Source organism: Austwickia sp. (assembly GCA_016699675.1).
Classification (GTDB): Bacteria; Actinomycetota; Actinomycetes; order Actinomycetales; family Dermatophilaceae; genus Austwickia.
In genome coordinates this window covers 1,426,513-1,443,235 of record CP064985.1, presented here as the reverse complement: position 1 = coordinate 1,443,235, position 16,723 = coordinate 1,426,513, and the positions used below count along the sequence as shown (strand labels likewise).

General features: G+C 72.8%; 17 protein-coding genes and 2 pseudogenes. 12 read left to right on the top strand and 7 right to left on the bottom strand.

Features of this window, described 5'->3' with window-relative positions:
- Window positions 1–52: 52 nt before the first annotated feature.
- From IPK37_06670 to IPK37_06660, 3 genes are all read left to right on the top strand, one after another.
- Window positions 53–997, top strand: coding sequence for an MBL fold metallo-hydrolase (locus IPK37_06670; GenBank protein ID QQS02718.1), 945 nt, complete (start codon window positions 53–55; stop codon window positions 995–997).
- Window positions 998–1,125: 128 nt separating this feature from the next.
- Window positions 1,126–3,093 (top strand): hypothetical protein, encoded by a 1,968-nt coding sequence (locus IPK37_06665; protein QQS02046.1) that lies wholly within the window; start codon window positions 1,126–1,128, stop codon window positions 3,091–3,093.
- A gap of 28 nt (window positions 3,094–3,121) precedes the next feature.
- Window positions 3,122–4,060, top strand: coding sequence for a pirin family protein (locus tag IPK37_06660; protein QQS02045.1), 939 nt, complete (start codon window positions 3,122–3,124; stop codon window positions 4,058–4,060).
- 105 nt (window positions 4,061–4,165) lie between these two features.
- Here IPK37_06660 and IPK37_06655 read toward each other — a convergent pair whose 3' ends face one another.
- The gene (locus tag IPK37_06655; GenBank protein QQS02044.1) at window positions 4,166–6,310 is read right to left on the bottom strand and encodes a heavy metal translocating P-type ATPase; all 2,145 of its coding nucleotides are present in this window, start codon (window positions 6,308–6,310) and stop codon (window positions 4,166–4,168) included.
- Between the two features lie 24 nt (window positions 6,311–6,334).
- On the opposite strand from IPK37_06655, the gene IPK37_06650 reads away from it, so the two are divergent.
- On the top strand, window positions 6,335–6,694 hold the full coding sequence (locus IPK37_06650; protein QQS02043.1) for a helix-turn-helix transcriptional regulator: 360 nt from the start codon (window positions 6,335–6,337) through the stop codon (window positions 6,692–6,694).
- 73 nt (window positions 6,695–6,767) lie between these two features.
- Here the strand turns inward: IPK37_06650 and IPK37_06645 are convergent, their stop codons facing one another.
- From IPK37_06645 to IPK37_06635, 3 genes are all read right to left on the bottom strand, one after another.
- Window positions 6,768–6,911 (bottom strand): hypothetical protein, encoded by a 144-nt coding sequence (locus tag IPK37_06645; protein ID QQS02042.1) that lies wholly within the window; start codon window positions 6,909–6,911, stop codon window positions 6,768–6,770.
- 6 nt (window positions 6,912–6,917) lie between these two features.
- On the bottom strand, window positions 6,918–7,199 hold the full coding sequence (locus IPK37_06640) for a hypothetical protein (GenBank protein ID QQS02041.1): 282 nt from the start codon (window positions 7,197–7,199) through the stop codon (window positions 6,918–6,920).
- A 118-nt stretch (window positions 7,200–7,317) separates the two neighbouring features.
- Window positions 7,318–7,824: a PspC domain-containing protein gene (locus IPK37_06635; protein QQS02040.1), complete on the bottom strand. Its 507-nt coding sequence runs from the start codon at window positions 7,822–7,824 to the stop codon at window positions 7,318–7,320.
- A 236-nt stretch (window positions 7,825–8,060) separates the two neighbouring features.
- On the opposite strand from IPK37_06635, the pseudogene IPK37_06630 reads away from it, so the two are divergent.
- Window positions 8,061–9,019, top strand: a pseudogene (locus tag IPK37_06630) (cation transporter).
- 50 nt (window positions 9,020–9,069) lie between these two features.
- On the opposite strand, the gene IPK37_06625 reads toward IPK37_06630, so the two are convergent.
- Window positions 9,070–9,618: a Uma2 family endonuclease gene (locus tag IPK37_06625; GenBank protein ID QQS02039.1), complete on the bottom strand. Its 549-nt coding sequence runs from the start codon at window positions 9,616–9,618 to the stop codon at window positions 9,070–9,072.
- Window positions 9,619–9,817: 199 nt separating this feature from the next.
- Between IPK37_06625 and IPK37_06620 the strand changes: the two genes are divergently transcribed.
- From IPK37_06620 to arr, 3 genes are all read left to right on the top strand, one after another.
- Window positions 9,818–10,477, top strand: coding sequence for a DUF2975 domain-containing protein (locus tag IPK37_06620; GenBank protein ID QQS02038.1), 660 nt, complete (start codon window positions 9,818–9,820; stop codon window positions 10,475–10,477).
- Window positions 10,474–10,782 (top strand): helix-turn-helix transcriptional regulator, encoded by a 309-nt coding sequence (locus tag IPK37_06615; protein ID QQS02037.1) that lies wholly within the window; start codon window positions 10,474–10,476, stop codon window positions 10,780–10,782. Before IPK37_06620 ends, IPK37_06615 begins: the two co-directional genes overlap by 4 nt.
- A 226-nt stretch (window positions 10,783–11,008) precedes the next feature.
- Complete coding sequence (gene arr / locus IPK37_06610) at window positions 11,009–11,929, top strand: NAD(+)--rifampin ADP-ribosyltransferase (GenBank protein QQS02717.1); 921 nt, start codon at window positions 11,009–11,011, stop codon at window positions 11,927–11,929.
- A gap of 155 nt (window positions 11,930–12,084) precedes the next feature.
- Here the strand turns inward: arr and xdhC are convergent, their stop codons facing one another.
- Window positions 12,085–12,909: a xanthine dehydrogenase accessory protein XdhC gene (xdhC, locus tag IPK37_06605; GenBank protein ID QQS02036.1), complete on the bottom strand. Its 825-nt coding sequence runs from the start codon at window positions 12,907–12,909 to the stop codon at window positions 12,085–12,087.
- Between the two features lie 157 nt (window positions 12,910–13,066).
- Between xdhC and IPK37_06600 the strand changes: the two genes are divergently transcribed.
- A complete protein-coding gene (locus IPK37_06600; GenBank protein QQS02035.1) occupies window positions 13,067–13,783 on the top strand; it encodes a TenA family protein in 717 nt (238 codons plus the stop codon).
- A complete protein-coding gene (locus IPK37_06595; GenBank protein ID QQS02034.1) occupies window positions 13,780–14,403 on the top strand; it encodes a maleylpyruvate isomerase family mycothiol-dependent enzyme in 624 nt (207 codons plus the stop codon). The genes IPK37_06600 and IPK37_06595 overlap by 4 nt, the downstream gene beginning before the upstream one ends.
- 93 nt (window positions 14,404–14,496) lie before the next feature.
- Here the strand turns inward: IPK37_06595 and cobO are convergent, their stop codons facing one another.
- A complete protein-coding gene (gene cobO, locus IPK37_06590) occupies window positions 14,497–15,108 on the bottom strand; it encodes a cob(I)yrinic acid a,c-diamide adenosyltransferase (GenBank protein ID QQS02033.1) in 612 nt (203 codons plus the stop codon).
- 154 nt (window positions 15,109–15,262) lie between these two features.
- On the opposite strand from cobO, the gene IPK37_06585 reads away from it, so the two are divergent.
- Together IPK37_06585 and IPK37_06580 are read left to right on the top strand one after the other, a co-directional pair.
- A complete protein-coding gene (locus tag IPK37_06585) occupies window positions 15,263–15,721 on the top strand; it encodes an acyl-CoA thioesterase (protein ID QQS02716.1) in 459 nt (152 codons plus the stop codon).
- A 20-nt stretch (window positions 15,722–15,741) separates the two neighbouring features.
- Window positions 15,742–16,703, top strand: a pseudogene (locus IPK37_06580) (NADPH:quinone oxidoreductase family protein).
- Window positions 16,704–16,723: the final 20 nt, after the last annotated feature.

Below are 16,723 nucleotides of genomic sequence, written 5' to 3'. Positions count from 1 at the left end.
CACTCCCGCGTCCACCCTTGCCGACCGGCTGCCGTCGGCGACAGCATGGGCCATGAGCGCGTGCCAGGACGACATCACCACCCCCGGACCGCCCCGCCTGGAGGAGGTCTCGGCGGACATCTGGGCCTATGTCCAGCCCGACGGCACCTGGTGGATCAACAACACGGGGTTCGTCGTCGGGCCGCAGGGCGTCATCGGCGTCGACTCGTGCGCCACCGAACGGCGTACCCGCGCCTTCGTCGCCGCCATCCGCTCGGTGAGCACCGCACCGGTCCGCACCCTGGTTAACACGCACCACCACGGCGACCACACCTGGGGCAACGCCCTATTCGACACCGCCACGATCGTGGCCCACGAGCGGGCCCGCACGGAGATGCTGGCCTTCGGGCCGCCGCGCGAACTGCCGTTCTGGCAGAACCCGGAGTGGGGTTCACTGCCGCTCGACCCACCGTTCCTGACGTTCACCGAGGGCATCACCCTGCACCTCGGGGACCTGCGCGCCGAGGTCCGCCACGTCGGTACGCCCGCACACACCACCAACGACGTCCTCGTTTGGTTTCCCGACCGGTCGACGCTGTTCTGTGGTGACCTGATCTTCAACGGCGGTACGCCGTTCCTCCTGATGGGATCCGTCGCGGGGGCCATCGAGGTGCTGGAGAACGTGGTCGCGCCGCTGCACGCGGCCACGATCGTCCCGGGGCACGGCCCGATCATTCGCGACGCGGCGCCCCTAGCCGCGACCCTGGACTACCTGCGCTTCGTGCTCGACCTGGCGCAGCGCGGCCGGGCCGCGGGACTCTCGCCGCTTGAGGCCGCCCGCGAGACCGACCTCGGCCGGTTCGCCGACTGGCCCGATGCGGAGCGCATCGTCGGCAACCTCCACCGCGCGTACGCCGAGTTCGACGGCGCCGACCGGGGCGCCCCGATCGACGTCATGGCGGCCCTCGCCGACATGGTCACCTATAACGGCGGACGCCCACTCACGTGCTTGGCCTGATGGCGCACGCGGTACGCCGTGAGCGGGCCTGGTCGTGCCGTGCCCGGGTAGAACCAGCCGGCGCTACCCGTGGCCCGCTGGCCCGCCCCCGCGTTGTTCGCGACGGGTCCAGCCGCCAGACTTCCTCTATGGCACGGGGCGACTGGGCGAGCGGCGCGGCGCTGCACGGCCTGCCGCGCCCCCGGGTCGGGCTCCGCCACCGCGACGGCGCCAGCGGCCGCACCCTGAGCGGTGCGGTCATCCGCCGTACCCAGATCCTGCTCGCCTTTGCCATGCAGCTGGTGGGCCTCATCGCCACGTTCCTGGCCTTGCTCACGACGCCCGGCGTCATCGACGGTTTCCGCCTGGTCGCCGTGTCGTGCCTCGCGATGTGCGTGGTGGTCGCGGTGACGCAGCAGGTGTCGGGCCGCCGCTCGGTCGTGGGCGTGACGGCGTACAGCGTGGTCTCCGTCGTCGTCCTCGCCCTCATGCCGGTGGTCAACCGGCCCGGCCTGACCGGAACCGGCTACCCGGTGCTGCTGCATGCGGTCTCGCTCGGCGTCGTCACCCTGCTGATGCGGCTGCCCCCGCGATGGGGCGTCCCTGCCTCACTCGTCTACGGCGCGTGGATCGCGCTGGTGCGCGCGCCGGTCACCGGGACGCTGCAGGCGGCCCTGGAGGGGGGCATCTTCGCCAACATGGGCGTGCTGGTGGGCTGGGCGTTCGCCATCGCCACCCGCGCCGCGGCGGAGGTCGAGCAGGGCGCCACGCTGGCCCGGGCCGCCGGCGAGGCGGCGCTGCGGACGGAGTTCCGCGCGTACGAACGCGACAGCTCCACCCGGGTTCTGCAGGACAAGATCCTCGCGGCCCTGCGGATGGTGGGCGCCGCGCATCGCCCGGTGATCCCCGAGGCCGCCCGGGACCCGGCCGGCGAGGCGCTCGCCGTGCTGGTCGGCCGCCGCCGCAACAAGGAGGCCACCCCGACCGCCGCCGCGATCACGGCCGCGGCGCAGCGCCTGGGGGTCGGCCTGCACCTCAACATCGTGGGCGAGGTCGCCGACGAGGGGGTACGCGCCGCGCTGGTCGAGGCGACCTCGGCGGCGCTCACCCAGGTGGCCGAGCGCCCCGGGCAGCAGCGGGTCCAGGTGCAGGGCCGCCTCTCGGGGAAGTTCGCCGAGCTGGCGCTCACCGACGCCGGGGCGGACGCCGTGGCCCCGCGCCGCCCCGCGCTCGACGACACCCCCGCGCCGGGCGTGGCGGAGGCGATGGCCCGGGTCGGCGGTCAGGGGATCGTCGAGGCCCGCGACGAGGGCCTGATGACGCGCCTCACGTGGGAAGGGGTCGGTGCGCCGACGGCCGCCGAGTGGTCAGGGCGGTCGTTCGCGCCCCTGGTGATCTGCGGCGTCGTCGCGATCGTTCTGCACGAACTCATCGGCCTGCTCTACCTCGACGTGGTCCGCAACGTCGCCGTGGTGCTCGTCGCGATGGTGCTCATCCCCGCGTTGACGGTCGGGCTCCTGCTGATCCCGGTGCGGGCCCGGACGGCGTACGGACTGACGCTCCTCGCCCTCCTCGCCATCCCGCCCGTCCTCACGCTCAACCTGCAGTTGCCCTGGCAGGACGACTGGCGGTTCTGGTACGCGAACGTGACCCTCGACTGCGCCGTCGCCATCCTGTCCTTCCGCGTCCGGCCGTGGCTGGGTGCCGCGGTCACCTTCCTGTCCGCGGCGCTCTTCGCGGCGATTCAGGTGGCGCGGGGCGACCTCCTGATCGTGTTGGTGGCGACGGCGTACGTCGGGCCGCTCGCCGCCGCGCTCGGCGGGGGGGCCATCCGGATCCTCATGGACACGACCCGAGATCAGGTGACGCGCTCGGAGCAGGAGCGTCGCAACGCGGCGCTGGCGACCATCGAGGCCGAGGAGCGGATTCGCGAGGCCGACCGACGCATGGCGGCCACGGGGACCGACGTCCTGCCCGTCCTCGCCGCGATCAGCGGGGGAGGGCCCATGCCTGACGTCCACTTCCGCCAGACCTGCCGCGCCCTCGAAGGCCGCCTCGTCGCCGCTCTCGAACAGGCGGGCCAGGGCGACGCGGCCGAGCGATTGCGCACGACATGAGCCGACGCCCCCGCGCGGAGCGCGACGCATGACGGGCCTGCAGGTGGTCGCCGCGCGGGAGGTGCCGCTGGGCGGGCTGAGGGCGATGACGGTACGTCGGACGCTGCCGCACCGTGACCGGTCCTTCGTCGGCGCCTGGTGCTTCGTCGACCACTACGGGCCGACCCCGGTCGGCGCCGACAACGCCGGCGGGATGGACGTACCGCCCCACCCGCACGCCGGTCTCGCCACCGTGTCGTGGCTGTTCGAAGGCGAGATCGAGCATCGCGACAGCGGCGGGGTGGTGGGGTTGGTGCGGCCCGGTGAGGTGAACCTGATGACCGCCGGCCACGGGATCGCGCACTCCGAGGTGTCCACGACCGCCGCCCGGGTGTTGCACGGGGTCCAGCTCTGGGTCGCGTTGCCCGAGGCGGCGCGGGACGTCGAGCGCGGGTTCGAGCATGCCGCTCCCGCGCGGGTTGCGCTGCCGGGCGGGGCTGCTGGGGTCGGCACCGCGCTGGTATTCATCGGTGCTTTGACTGGCGTGGCCGCCTCGCCCGTTCACACCCATACGCCGCTGCTGGGCGCCCAGCTGGATCTGAGCGCCCACGCCGAGGTCACGCTGCCGCTGGACCCGACGTACGAGCACGGTTTTCTGCTGGACCGCGGGGCGGTGAGCATCGACGGCCTGGCGGTCCAGCCGGGCGACCTCGGCTGCCTCGACCCCGGCCCGCGGGCGGTGACCCTGCGCGCGGGCGCCGCGGGGGCGCGGCTGATCCTGCTGGGCGGCGCGCCGTTCGAGGAGGAGATCGTGATGTGGTGGAACCTGATCGGCCGCAGCCACGAGGAGATCGTCGAGCAGCGGGCGCAGTGGGAGGCGGGCGCGGACCGATTCGGGTCGGTTCCTGGTTATGTCGGGGCGACCGAGCGGATTCCGGCGCCGGCGATGCCCACCGTGCGGCTGCGGCCGCGCCGGCGGAAGACCTGACGGCTCTCGGCGGGTCGGTAGAGGAGCGCGACCCCGCGCCCGGTGGACTGGCCCCACCGCACGGTCACGCGTCGGCAACCGGGAGTCGGAGGCCGCCTGGAGTGGCTATGGGCAGCCGGCCGCCCGCGCCCGGTCCCAGGCGGCCGAGCGGAGCGGGCGCAGGCCGTTGAGGCCCACGATGACCGTGGAACCCTCGTGGCCGGCCACGCCCAGCGGCAGCGGCAGGATCCAGATCAGGTCGCAGATCACGAGCCCGGCGATGACGGTGGCCGCGATCGCCAGGTTGGCGGTGACGACGCGGTGGGCGCGGCGGGATACGGCGATGACGGTGGGCAGCAGGGCCAACTCGTCGCGCACCAGGACCGCATCCGAGGTCTCCAACGCGAGGTCCGAGCCGTGCCGGCCCATGGCGACCCCCACGTCGGAGGTGGCCATCGCGGGGGTGTCGTTGACCCCGTCGCCGACCAGCAGGACCCGGTGCCCGGAACGTTGGAGCTGGGCGACGATCTCGGCCTTCTGCTCGGGCAGCAGGCCGGCGTGGACGGTGCGGATGCCGACCTCGTCGGCGAGGCGCCGCGCCGCGCCGACGTTGTCGCCGGTGAGGAGCACCGGGCTGGCGCCGGTCAGTGCGGCCAGCGCCGCGACGGCGGCGGGCGCGTCCGGCCGGACCCGGTCCGCCAGGCCGAGGACTCCCACCGGGGTGCCGTCGCGCAGGACGACGGCGGGGGTGAGCCCGGTGTGTTGGTACTCGGCGACTACGCCGTTCGCCTGCTCGGCCTGCTCCGCCGGGTCGGCCTGCTCCGCCCGGTCGGAGAGCACGCCGGGGGACCCGACCTGGATGGTGCGGCCGTCCAGGGTGGCCGTGACCCCCCGCCCGGGGGCGGAGGAGAAGTCGTCGACGGTGGGTACCTCGAGCCCCCGGTCGAGGGCCGCGGTCACGATGGCCCGGGACAAGGGGTGTTCGCTCGGTCGTTCGGCGGCAGCGGCCAGGCGCAGGACGGCGTCGTCGTCGAGCGCGGCGGCTGGGAGGGCGCGGACCTCGCAGACCCACGGGGCGCCCTCGGTGAGGGTGCCGCTCTTGTCGAACGCGACGATGCTGACGTCGCGGAACTTCTCCATCACCACGGCCGACTTCACGAGGAGCCCGTGCCGGCCGGCGTTGGCGATGCAGGACAGCAGCGGCGGCATCGTGGCCAGCACCACCGCGCACGGCGAGGCCACGATCATGAACGTCATCGCCCGGAGCAGCGTCGGCTGCAGCTCCTGGCCGAGGGCGAGTGGGACGCCGAACAGCGCGAGGGTAGCCACGACGACCCCGATGGAATAGCGCTGCTCCACCTTCTCGATGAACAGCTGCGTGCGCGCCTTGGTGGCGGAAGCGACCTCGACCTGGGCGACGATCCGGGCCATGACGCTGTCCCGGGCCGCGCGGTCCACCCTGACTCGGAGGGCGCCGGTGCCGTTGAGGGTCCCGGCGAAGACGCCGTCGCCGGGCTGTTTGACCACCGGCAGACCCTCGCCGGTGATGGAGGCCTGGTCGACGTCGCTGGTCCCATCCACGACCGTCCCGTCGGCGCCGACCCGCTCTCCCGGCCGGATCAGCACCAGATCGCCGACGGCGAGGTCGGCGGTGTCGACCGCCTCCTCGGTGCCGTCGTCGCGCACCCGGCAGGCCCGCTCGGGGGCCAGGTCCAGCAGGGCGCGCACCGAATCCGCCGTACGGCGGGTGACGAACGCCTCCAGCGCCCCCGATGTCGCGAAGATGACGATGAGGAGCGCCCCGTCGAAGACCTCGCCGATCGCGGCCGCCACCAGCGCCGCCACGATCATCAGGAGGTCGACGTCCAGGGTCTTCTCCCGGAGGGCCCGGAGCCCGGACAGCGCCGGTTCCCACCCGCCGGTCGCGTAACAGGCCAGGTAGAACGCCCACCACACGAGGGGCGGCGCGCCGGCGAGCTGCGCCACCCCGCCGATGGCGAACAGCACCAGCGCCCCGACGGCCCAGCGCACCTCGGGCATCGCCAGCAGCTGCCAACGGCCGGCCCGCGCGCTACGCCGTACGGCGTCGTCCGCCGCCCCCCGCGGCGTGGTGCGAACCGTTTCCGCAGCGGCGGTGGCATCGACTGCGGTCCTGGCATCGACAACGGTGCCGGCATCGACTGCGGCGGAGGAAGCGACAGCGTCGGCGGCGGCATCGGCGGAGGAAGCAGCGGGCACGCGCCCACTGTAATCACATGAAGAGGTGTTCATCTAATCCGCGATATGCTGCCGGGCATGGGTCACGGGGTTGAGGGACGCGCACCGGCGGCGCGCCTCGACGTGGCCGCCGCCAAGGCGGTCGCCGAGACCCTCCAGGCCCTGGCCACCCCGAGCCGGCTGCTGATCCTCGGGCGGCTGCGCGAGGGCCAGGCCACCGTGGGCGAGCTGGCGCAGGCGGTCGGGATGGAGCAGTCAGCCGTCTCCCACCAGCTGCGGATGCTCCGGCACCTCGGCCTGGTCGAGGGCCAGCGGCTCGGCCGCACGGTGAGCTATTCGCTGTACGACGAGCACGTGGCCCAGCTGCTGGACGAGGCCGTCTACCACGCCGAGCACCTGCGCCTCGGGATCCCGGACCGTCCTGCCGACGCGGGCTGACAGGTCAGCTCGGAGGATCGCCTGCGCTGGGAGCCGGCCAGCCCGGATGAAAACACCGGATCGGGTCAGGGCGTCAGGACAGCGGTACCTCGGTCCAGCGCAGGCCCGCAGCTTCGCGGGTTGGGGTGACCGGGGTGGCGTCGGCCGCCGCGCCGCCCGTGGACTCGTCGGCCGCCCCGCTCGCGGTGTCGGCGGCCAGCACCAGGTCGGTGACCACGTCGGCTTACCAGGCCACCGAGTCGAACGCGTCCCGCCCGGTCGAGCGGATCGCGAGCTCCAGCCCGTCGCCGCCCGGCGACGTCTCGACGATCTCGAGCGTGGCGCCGCCGTCGTAGCGGCGCCCCGCCTCCTGCGGGCGTTCGCACCGCGGCAACGTCTCGACCCAGGCGGTCACGGCCGAGACCGCGGGTTTCCCCGTGACGTGCCCGAGCAGCGTGATCTCGGTGTCTTCGGTCCAGCCCGGCTGGTGGCCCCAGCCGTAGTTGAGGTGGTACCGCTCGATCATCGTGTGCCTCCCGAGGTGCCGCGCCATCGTACGTCGTACCCGCCGGAGCTCGGCCAGATCCGTACGAGGCCCGCACGACGGCCGTTCCACGCTGTCGAGGCGCCCGGCCGGTGGCGCGTCAGCGACTCAGGGTGTCCATCGGCGTCGAGGCGGGGCGAGTGCGGGAGCGCAGCTTGCGGGCAGCCAGCACGACGAGGACGCTGACCAGGGCAACCCAGGCGACTCCGTGGAAGTGGTCGTCGAACTCGTCGGGCATGAGCGCGAGGACGGTCACGACCAGCAGGACCAGCGAGGCACCGCCGGATCTGATGGCCCGTTCCAGGTGCACGCGGCCCGAGCGGTGGGGCAGCAGCAGCCAGGCGAGGAGATAGAGGGGTACGCCGACGCCCGTGAAGGCCGCGATCACGGCCACGAGCCGGACGACGCCGGGCGCGATCGCGAAGCGTTCCGCCACGCCGGCGCAGACGCCGCCGACCTTACCCTGCGGCGAACGGGTGACGGGGCTGCGGCGCAGTCCGTCGAACAGGCTGTCCATCCGGCCGGTCGAGTGGGTCGCGCCGGGCGACGTGGGGGCGCTCGGCGCACTCGGCGGAGCGGTCGGGCCCATCGGGGGGATAGGGCTCATCGGAGGGATCGGGCTGATGGGGGTGGGGGTGGAGGATCCGGTCGTTGTCATGGCTTCATCGTGCGGCGCGGCGCGGGGCCGGGGACATTGGGAACCTCCCCGAGCGGACCCTGGGTACCCCTGGTCCGACCCTGACGCCGATTGCCGGCGGGCGTGGGCGGGAAGGGATCCCGGCGGCGGGCGCCGTACGGTGTGAACGGCCCTCGCCCGCCGCGGCCATCACGAGGAGGATCGACGTGCGGACCGAACAGCAGGCGCTGCGGGTGTCGCTGGGCGCCGTCATCGTCGTCGCCGTCCTCGGCGTCGTCTTCGGCCTGGTCTCCGGGTCGGTGGCGATCATCTTCGACGGCGTGATGTCGCTCTTCGATGCGGTCATGTCGCTGGTGTCGATCGCCGTGTCGACCATCACACTCGCTCGGCCGCGAACACGTTGTCCCGCCGATTGCAGGACCGCTTCAGCATGGGGTTCTGGCACTTCGAGCCGATGGTCCTCGCCGTGAACGCTCTGGTCATGCTGACCGTCATCGGTTACGGCTTCGTCCAGGCCGTCTTCGCCATCCTGCACGGCGGCCGCGACATCGCCTTCGGGCCCGCGGTGGCGTACGCCGCGGTGGTGCTGGTCCTGACCTTGACGATGGGGTTCCTGGAGCATCGGGCCAACCGGCGCATCGGCTCGGCGTTCGTCGAGCTGGACATCAAGGGCTGGCTGATGGCCGGCGGGGTCACCGGGGCGCTGCTGGTCGCGTTCCTGATCGGGTTGGCCATTCAAGGCACGTCGTGGGCGTGGCTCACGCCGTACGTCGACCCGGCCGTGCTCGCGGTCGTCTCGCTGGTGCTGTTCCCGGCGCCGGTGCCGATGCTGCGGCAGGCGCTCGCGGAAATCGCGCTGGTGGCGCCGCCCGAGCTGCGCGCGCGGGCCGATCGCGTGGCGGGCGAGGTCGGCGCGGAGCACGGGCTGGCGCAGCACCGCGTGTACGTCTCGCAGCAGGGTCGCGGCAAGGCCGTCGAGATCGTGTTCCACCTGCCGCCGGGCCTGCCGTCGCGGCCGCTGGAGGAGTGGGACGCGATCCGCGCGCAGATCAAGGAGCGCCTGGCCGGGGACGACCCGCACTACTGGTTGACGGTGCTGTTCACGACGGTCCCGCCGGTCGATCCCCCGGAGCCCGCTGCACCCGACGTACGGTCCGAACCCTGACCGGCGAGCCGTTCGGCCGCCGCTGCCCCTCGCGGTCTTGGCCTGCGTGCTCAGTCGAGCCAGGCGGCCGGGGTGATCGTGGCGGCGTAGGGGCTGGTCGCGGTCCAGGTGTCGTGGCGGGTGAGGTGGGCGCTCTGGCGGAGGTGGCCGTGGTTGAGTTCGTAGACGGTCAGGGTGAGGGTGTCGGGGTCGGCGAGCCAGTAGGCGGGGGTGGCGGCGCGTTCGTAGCGCTCGCGTTTGAGGGTGCGGTCGGCCGTCTGGGTGCTGGGAGAGAGGATTTCGATGGCCAGTTCGGGTGGGCCGGTCAGTCCCCGGGGACTGAGGCGGTCGCGGCGGGCGACCAGGAGGTCGGGCTGCAGCACGGTGCGCTCATCAAGCAGTACGTCGAGCGGCGCGCCGAGGACCCGAAGATGTAGTGGGCACGACGCGTGCAACTGGCGATACAGCCCGAAGAGGACGATCTGGTGAGCCGAGGACGGCGCGGGGGTCACGACGAGCGTCCCGTCCAGGACCTCGTAGCGGTGCCCGTCGTCCGGTAGGGCGTCCCGGTCATCACGGGTCCAGTCCCGCCCTCGAAGGATCGCTGTCATGCTCACCATGGTGCCCCCTCGCCCCGACCTCCACCAGCGCCTGTGCCACGCGGTCAGCCTGCCAGGACCGGCCTCAACGCCGTCCAGGTTTTCCACAGCCCCGCGCCGCGAACCAGGCTGACCAGCGAGGCCGATGCCGGGTCTTGACGCCGTGCCAGTCGGTTCTTATCGTGGAACGATAATATCGATGATCGATAAGGATGCGGTCATGACCAGGCAGCGCGCGGCGCAGGATCCACTCCTCCCGATCGAGGTGATCGTGCGGCTGGCCCTGAGCCTCCTCTGTGGGCTCACGATTTTCTCCGCCAGCCTGGCGGTCTTCGTCGGAGGGGTGTCGTTCGGGGCATGGGGTTCCTCCCACCCGTGCGTCGAGGCGCCGCAGCTCGGGCTGGAGATCATGGACGCAACGTCCCATCCGGCCATCAGGAACCTGAGGCCCGGAGTTGTCACCGGCTATCCCGCTAGCTTCGAACTGTGTGATCCGCAGTTGAGCGGGCTTGATCGCACGCTGGGCAGCGCTCCGCTCCTGCTCGATCTCCTGTGGTCGGTGGGATTCCTGTGGCTGACCCTGCGCCTCATCGGCACCGCCCGGCGCGGTGGGCTGTTCACCCACGAGGTGGCCCGAGGAACGACCCGGTTGGGGTGGTACATCCTTGGCGGCACCGTTCTCGTCAACGTCGTCGGTGCGGTCCTCACCACGATGGCGATCTCCCACCTGGTGATCGGCGACTACCCCATGGTCGCGGCGACCTTGGCGAACTTGCACCTCAGTTGGGCTGTCGTCATCGCGGGGTGCGGCGTCGTCTCGGTTGGACGGGTGCTGCAGCAGACCGTCCCGATGCGCGAAGAGATCGACGCCACCGTATGAGGAAACGGCCACGCACCGAAGTCGCCGAGCCGCCAGGCTCGGCCGAGGCGGCAGACCACGGCATCGAGGTGCGGCTGGACGAAGTCCTGGCCGCTCGGGGGATGACCCTCACCCAGCTGTCCCAGCAGACCGGAACCACCCTGGCCAATCTGTCCATCCTCAAGAACGGCCGTGCGCGGGCCGTGCGCTTTACCAGCCTGACTGCCATCTGCCGAGCCCTGGAGTGCGAGCCGGGCAACATCCTCAAGCTCTCCCCAGCCGAGGGCCCCGACCAGCCGCACAACCCCCCGGTGGGCGGCCGCTGAGCGGGCAGCCAGCTGTAGGTGCGCGCTGGATGCTGCTCCTAGCGACGTCGCCATGCTGTCGGTCGCCGCGCCCTGTGGATAGTGACCGTTCACGACCTGCCCAAAGGGTGCCATGGCACCGAACGGGCAGGTCACGAACGGTCGGGCTGTGGACAACCGAGGCCGCTCGGGTCCCGCGTGGCACACTCGCGGGGTGCCGAACCCCTCGCCCGACGTCCAGTTGACGATGGCCGAGCTGCGGGCCGTCGCGCGGTACGCCATCGCCTGCGCAGAGCCGGTGCTCGTGCTGTACGAGCGGGCCTGCCCCCAGGACCCTCGCCCGGCGGCCGCCCTGGAGGCCGCTCGCGCCTTCGCTGACGGAGGGCACCGCGCGCGTCGGCTACGGAGCGCCGCCACGGAGGCCCACCGGGCTGGGCGGGAGGCGCCGACCGAGGCGGCGACGTACGCCGCGATGGCGGCGGGTGATGCCGCGGCTGCGGCGTACCTGCATCCGCTCGCGAAGGCGACCCAGGTGCGGCACATCCTCGGGGCGGCGGCGCATGCCGCGCGGGCGGCGGAGGTCGCCCGGGGGGAGGACGCGGTGGTGGCGGAGTACATGCTGTACGGCGCCGCCCGGCGGGCCGACCCGCTCGTGCGGGCGGTGCTGCACCGCTACCCGCGGGCGCCCCGGGGCGCCACCCGCGTCGCCGTACTCATGGCGCGGCTCGACAGCCTCCTGCGCGATCCGCCCCCGCCGCCGCGGGTCGTTGACGACCGGGGGCCGTTCTTCCACGGCACGACGGCCGCGCTCCGGCCGGGGGATCTGCTGACGCCAGGGCGGCCGACGAACTACGGGTCGGGGAAGGTCTCGGGGCACGTCTACCTCACCGCTTCGCTCGAGGGCGCGCCGCTGGCCGCGGCGCTCGCGGTGGGCGAGGCTCCGCCGCGGGTCTATCGCGTCGAACCGCTCGGCCCGATCGAGGACGACCCGAACGTCACCGACAAACGGTTCCCGGGCAACCCCACCCGCTCGTACCGCACCAGGAAGCCGCTGCGCGTCGTCGAAGAGATCACCGGCCTGGCCGGGCCACCGCCGGAGCTGGTCGCGAAGCTCCGTGCCAACGCGGCCGAGCTGGCCGAGCTCGGCATCGAGGCGATGGACGACTGAAGAACACGCAGATCGAGGCCGCTCCCCGCTCGGCCCTGCCACCGACCGTTCGTGACCTGGGCGTTGGGTGCCATGGCACCAAACGGGCAGGTCGTGAGCGGTCCCGGTCACGGTTGGGACAGGGTGAAGGGCGAGCGCCATGTGACGCCTGCAGATCACCGCTCAGTGGACGGCCCGCGCGTGCGTTCGATCGCCGCCAGCAGCGCGGCCGCGACGCTCACGGCGATGACCGCCGGCTCCTTGCCGCCGAGCTCTGTCAGCCCGATCGGGGTCGTCACCCGGTCCAGGTCCGACTCGGCGAAAGCGCTCTCCGCCAGCAACCGCTTCCGGAACCGGGACCACTTCGTCGCGGACCCGATGACGCCGATGCTGCCCAGCCCGTCGGTACGCAGCGCCGCGTCGAGAATGGCGAAGTCCTCGGCGTGATCGTGCGTCATCACCAGCACGTGCGCGCCGCGCGGCAGGTCCGCGAGCGCCGTCTCGGGGAGCAGGGGCAGAGGGTGCAAATGTAGCTGCGCCTCGGCGTCAGCGAGGGGAGCCAGCGCGGCCGGTTGGAGGCGGTCCGGGCGGGAGTCGATGAGGTGCAGGTCCAGGTCGTGACGCGCCAGGATGCGGGCCAGTTCCAGACCGACGTGACCGACGCCGAAGATGGCCACCGCAGCGGGCGTCGGCAACGGTTCCAGCAGCACGTGGACCCGACCGCCACAGCACTGGACCCCATGCTCGTACGGCGCCCGGTCCGAAAGGTCGAAGGTCAGCGTGGTGAGTTCCGGGTGAGGCAGGGCGAGCAGCTCGCGGGCCCTCTCGATGGCGACCGATTCGAGATTGCCCCCGCCCACGCTGCCCCAGGTCTGCTCGGTCGCGACGACCATCTTGGCGCCCGCCGCGCGGGGGGCGTGGCCGCGCGCTTCGAGGACGGTGACCAGGACTCCGGACTGGCCGCGACGCCGTAGCTCGCTCACCCCGGCCACCCACGACATACCGTCATCGTCTCAGGAACACGACGTACGCCGCAGCGGCCCCGGGTACCTGGGGTGCTTGCCGCAGTTCGCGTGTGATCGATGAGGCCGTCCGACGGTGAGCGATGAGGCGTCTCTGGTCGCTGGCGCTGTCCGGGGGGGCGTTAGGGTGAGGGCCATGTCGCCAGGACTCACCGCCCGCCTGATCGCCGACAACGCCGGAGCCTGGGAGGCCGCCGTCCGGAGCCGGTTCGTCGACGAGCTGCTGGCCGGCACGGTCGCCGACGACGTGCTGGCCCGCTACCTCGTGCAGGACTACCAGTTCTGCGATGCGTTCACGGCGCTGCTCGGCCAGGGCTGCGCCTCGGCCCCGGACCTGCCCGAACGGCTGGTGTTCGCGCGTCAACTCGGCATGTTCGCCAACGACGAGAACTCCTACTTCGTCGACTCCTTCGACGCCCTCGGCGTCGCCGAGTCCGATCGCCTGCGTCCGCCACTGCACCCGGCGACGCGGGACTTCGACGCGCTGATGCGGGAGGCGCTGGCGAGCCGGTCCTATCCACAGGTCCTCGCCGTCCTCGTGGTCGCCGAGCGCCTCTACTTGGACTGGGCGACCCGCCCCGACGCAGCGGGCCTGCGCGCGACCCGGCCCGAGCATGTCGGCTGGGTTGACCTCCACCGAGGCCTGGCGTTCGAGGCGTGGGTGGCCTGGCTCACTGACCGGCTCGACGCCCACGCGCCGACCGACGCCGCAGAACTCCAGGCCGTGGCGGACCTCTTCGCGCGCGCGGTCGCGTGTGAGGTCGCCTTCTTCGATGCCGCGTACGACGCCGCCGCGTACGACGACGCCGCGCACCACGAGGCGCCCTCCGAGCTCGCGGCGCCGCGGTCATGACCGACGTTTGGCCCACCGTCCACGCGGAGCGCCAGGCCTTGATCGCCGACCTGGCGGGCGTCGAGCCACACCAGTGGGAGACACCGTCGCTCGCGCCGGGCTGGACCGTGCACGACGTCGCCGCCCACCTGGTCGACAACGCCCGGACCACGCCGCTGCGGCTACTCGCGGCGATGTTCCGGGCCCGCTTCGACTTCGACCGCCAGAACGCCGACGGCGTCGCCGCCGCAAAGGGAGACATCCCGGCGCAGACCCTCGACCGGCTCCGGGCCGCGGCCCCGCGGACCAGCGGCCCGCCGACCGTCCTCGCCGCCGTAGAAAGCCGCCTCGTCGAGGAGATCGCGCACGGCGAGGACATCCGCGTTCCCCTCGCAATCCCGCGCGACTATCCGCTCGACCCTGTGCTCGCGGCGCTGCGGTACCAGGCCAAAACCCCCGAGGCCATGGGCGGCGCCAAAGGCTTGACCAGCAAGGTCACCCTCGTGGTGGCGGAGGACGGGACGCGGCTCGGCACCGGCCCGGAGGTACGCGGGTCCGCAGTCGCGCTGCTGATGCTCGCGACCGGGCGACGCCATCGGCTCGGGGAGTTGACCGGGCCCGGGGTAGACCTCCTCGACTGACTCGACCGGCTTCCCGCCCGCCCGGCACGACCCTCGCCCGCCCGGCACGCCAGCCGCGCGGCCCATCCCAGCCGCACCGACCCGCCCGACGCCTCACCACTCGATGCCGCGTTGCCCCTTCTGGCCCTCGTCGAAGGGGTGCTTGACCTTGGTCATCTCCGTCACGAGCTGCGCGGCCGCCAGCAGCGGCTCGGGGCATTGCCGCCCGGTGATCACCACGTGCTGCCGCCCTGGGCGGTCCGCCAGCGTCCGCACGACGTCGGCCACGTCGACCCACCCCCAGGCCAGCGGGTAGGTGAACTCGTCCAGCACGTACAGCCCGTGAGCCTGCGCCGCCAGCCGCCGCTTCACCTCGGCCCAGCCTTCCGCGGCGGCGGCCGCGTGGTCCTGCTCGGTGCCCTGCGTCCGCGACCAGGACCAGCCGGCGCCCATCGTGTGCCATTCGACGGGACCGCCCTGCCCGGTCTCGACGTACACCCGCCCGAGCGCCTCGAACGCCGCCTGCTCCCCGATGCGCCACTTGGCGCTCTTGACGAACTGGAACACCCCGATCGACCAGCCCTGGTTCCAGGCCCGCAACGCCATCCCGAACGCCGCCGTCGACTTGCCCTTGCCGTCGCCGGTGTGCACCGCGAGGATCGGCCGGTCGCGCCGCTCCCGGGTGCTCAGCCCGTCGTCCGGCTCCGTCTCGATCTGCCCCTTCATCGGGAGCAACCTACGCCATGGAGCCCCGTGCTACCTTCGCGCACACAGGGCCGGGGAGCGGGGAAGCGGGGAGCAGGGAGCAGGAAGCCAGGAGCGCAGCAGACGACGAGGGCGGCCCTGGGCCAGCCCGGAGGCCACCCGGCTCACCTTGTCGATGATCATGAGCCAGAACGACACCAACCTCATTGGGACCGTCCACGGCGGCGTCGTGATGAAGGCGGTCGACGAGGCCGCGGGCACGCTCGCCGCCCGCTTCTCCGGCGGGCCCGCCGTGACTGCGGCGATGGACGAGATGCTGTTCCGGGCGCCCGTGCGCGTCGGCGACGTCCTGACCGTGCAGGCCCAGGTGAACTGGGCCGGGCGGTCGTCGATGGAGGTCGGCGCCCGCGTCGAGACCACGCGCTGGGATCAGCTCGGCGCCCCGGTGCACGTGGCGACGGCGTACCTCGTCATGGTCGCCGTCGATGCCGGCGGCTCGCCGCGGACGATCCCCGAGCTGCGGGTGCAGTTCGAGGTGGACCGGCGACGGTACGCCGAAGCGACGATCCGACGCCGACACCGCCTCTCGATGCGCCAGGAGATCGGTCGCCTCCGCGAAGGGGGAACCGACTGAGGCTGTGGCAGTCTTCGCGCATGCGTGCAGCGGTGGTCACCGAGCTGACCGGCCCCGACGGCGTCCAGATCCGCGAACTGCCCGAGCCGGCGGCCGCGCTGGGCGAGGTGCTCATCGACGTCGACCACGCGGGTGTCGTGTTTCCCGACGTCCTGCGGACGCGCGGGGAGTACCAGCACCGGCCCGAGCTGCCCTTCATCCTGGGCTGGGAGGTCTCCGGGGTCGTCCGGGACGCCGCGGCCGGCTTCGCGGAAGGGGATCGGGTGGTCGCGATGCCTACGGCCGGTGGGCTCGCGCAGGTCGTCGCCGTGGACGCCCACTATGTCTTCCCCCTGCCGGACCAGGTGCCGCTGACCGCGGGCGCAGCGCTGCCGCTCAACTACCTCACGATGCACTTCGCCCTGCGCCGGCGCGCCCGCCTGCGCTCCGGCGAGACCGTGCTGGTGCACGGGGCGGCCGGGGGCGTCGGCATCGCCGCCTGCCAGCTGGCTGCCGCGGACGGGGCCCGCGTCATCGCCGTCGTGTCCAGCCCCGAGAAGGCCGCGGTGGCGCGCAGGGCGGGGCCCACGAGGTGATCGACGTCGACGGCTTCCTCGACCGCGTGCGCATGCTCACCGGCGGCCGCGGCGTCGACGTCGTGGTCGACCCCGTTGGCGGGGACCGCTTCCCGGACTCGCTGCGCGCGCTCGCCGCCGAGGGCCGCGTCATCGTCCTCGGGTTCACCGGTCGCTCGATTCCCTCCGTCACGGTCAACCGGCTGCTCCTGCGCAACATCGGCGTGCTCGGCGCCGGATCGATGGAGCACTGGACGCGGCACCCGGACTACCCCGCCGAGCAGTGGCGCGAGCTGTGGCCCCTGCTAGCCGACCGGACCCTCGACCCGCCCATCGCGGCGACCTACCCGCTCGACCGCGTCGCCGACGCCCTGCGCGACATCGACGAGCGGCGCGCCGCGGGGCGCGTCCTGGTCGCCGTCCGCTGACCGGATCGCGCGGCGACCCC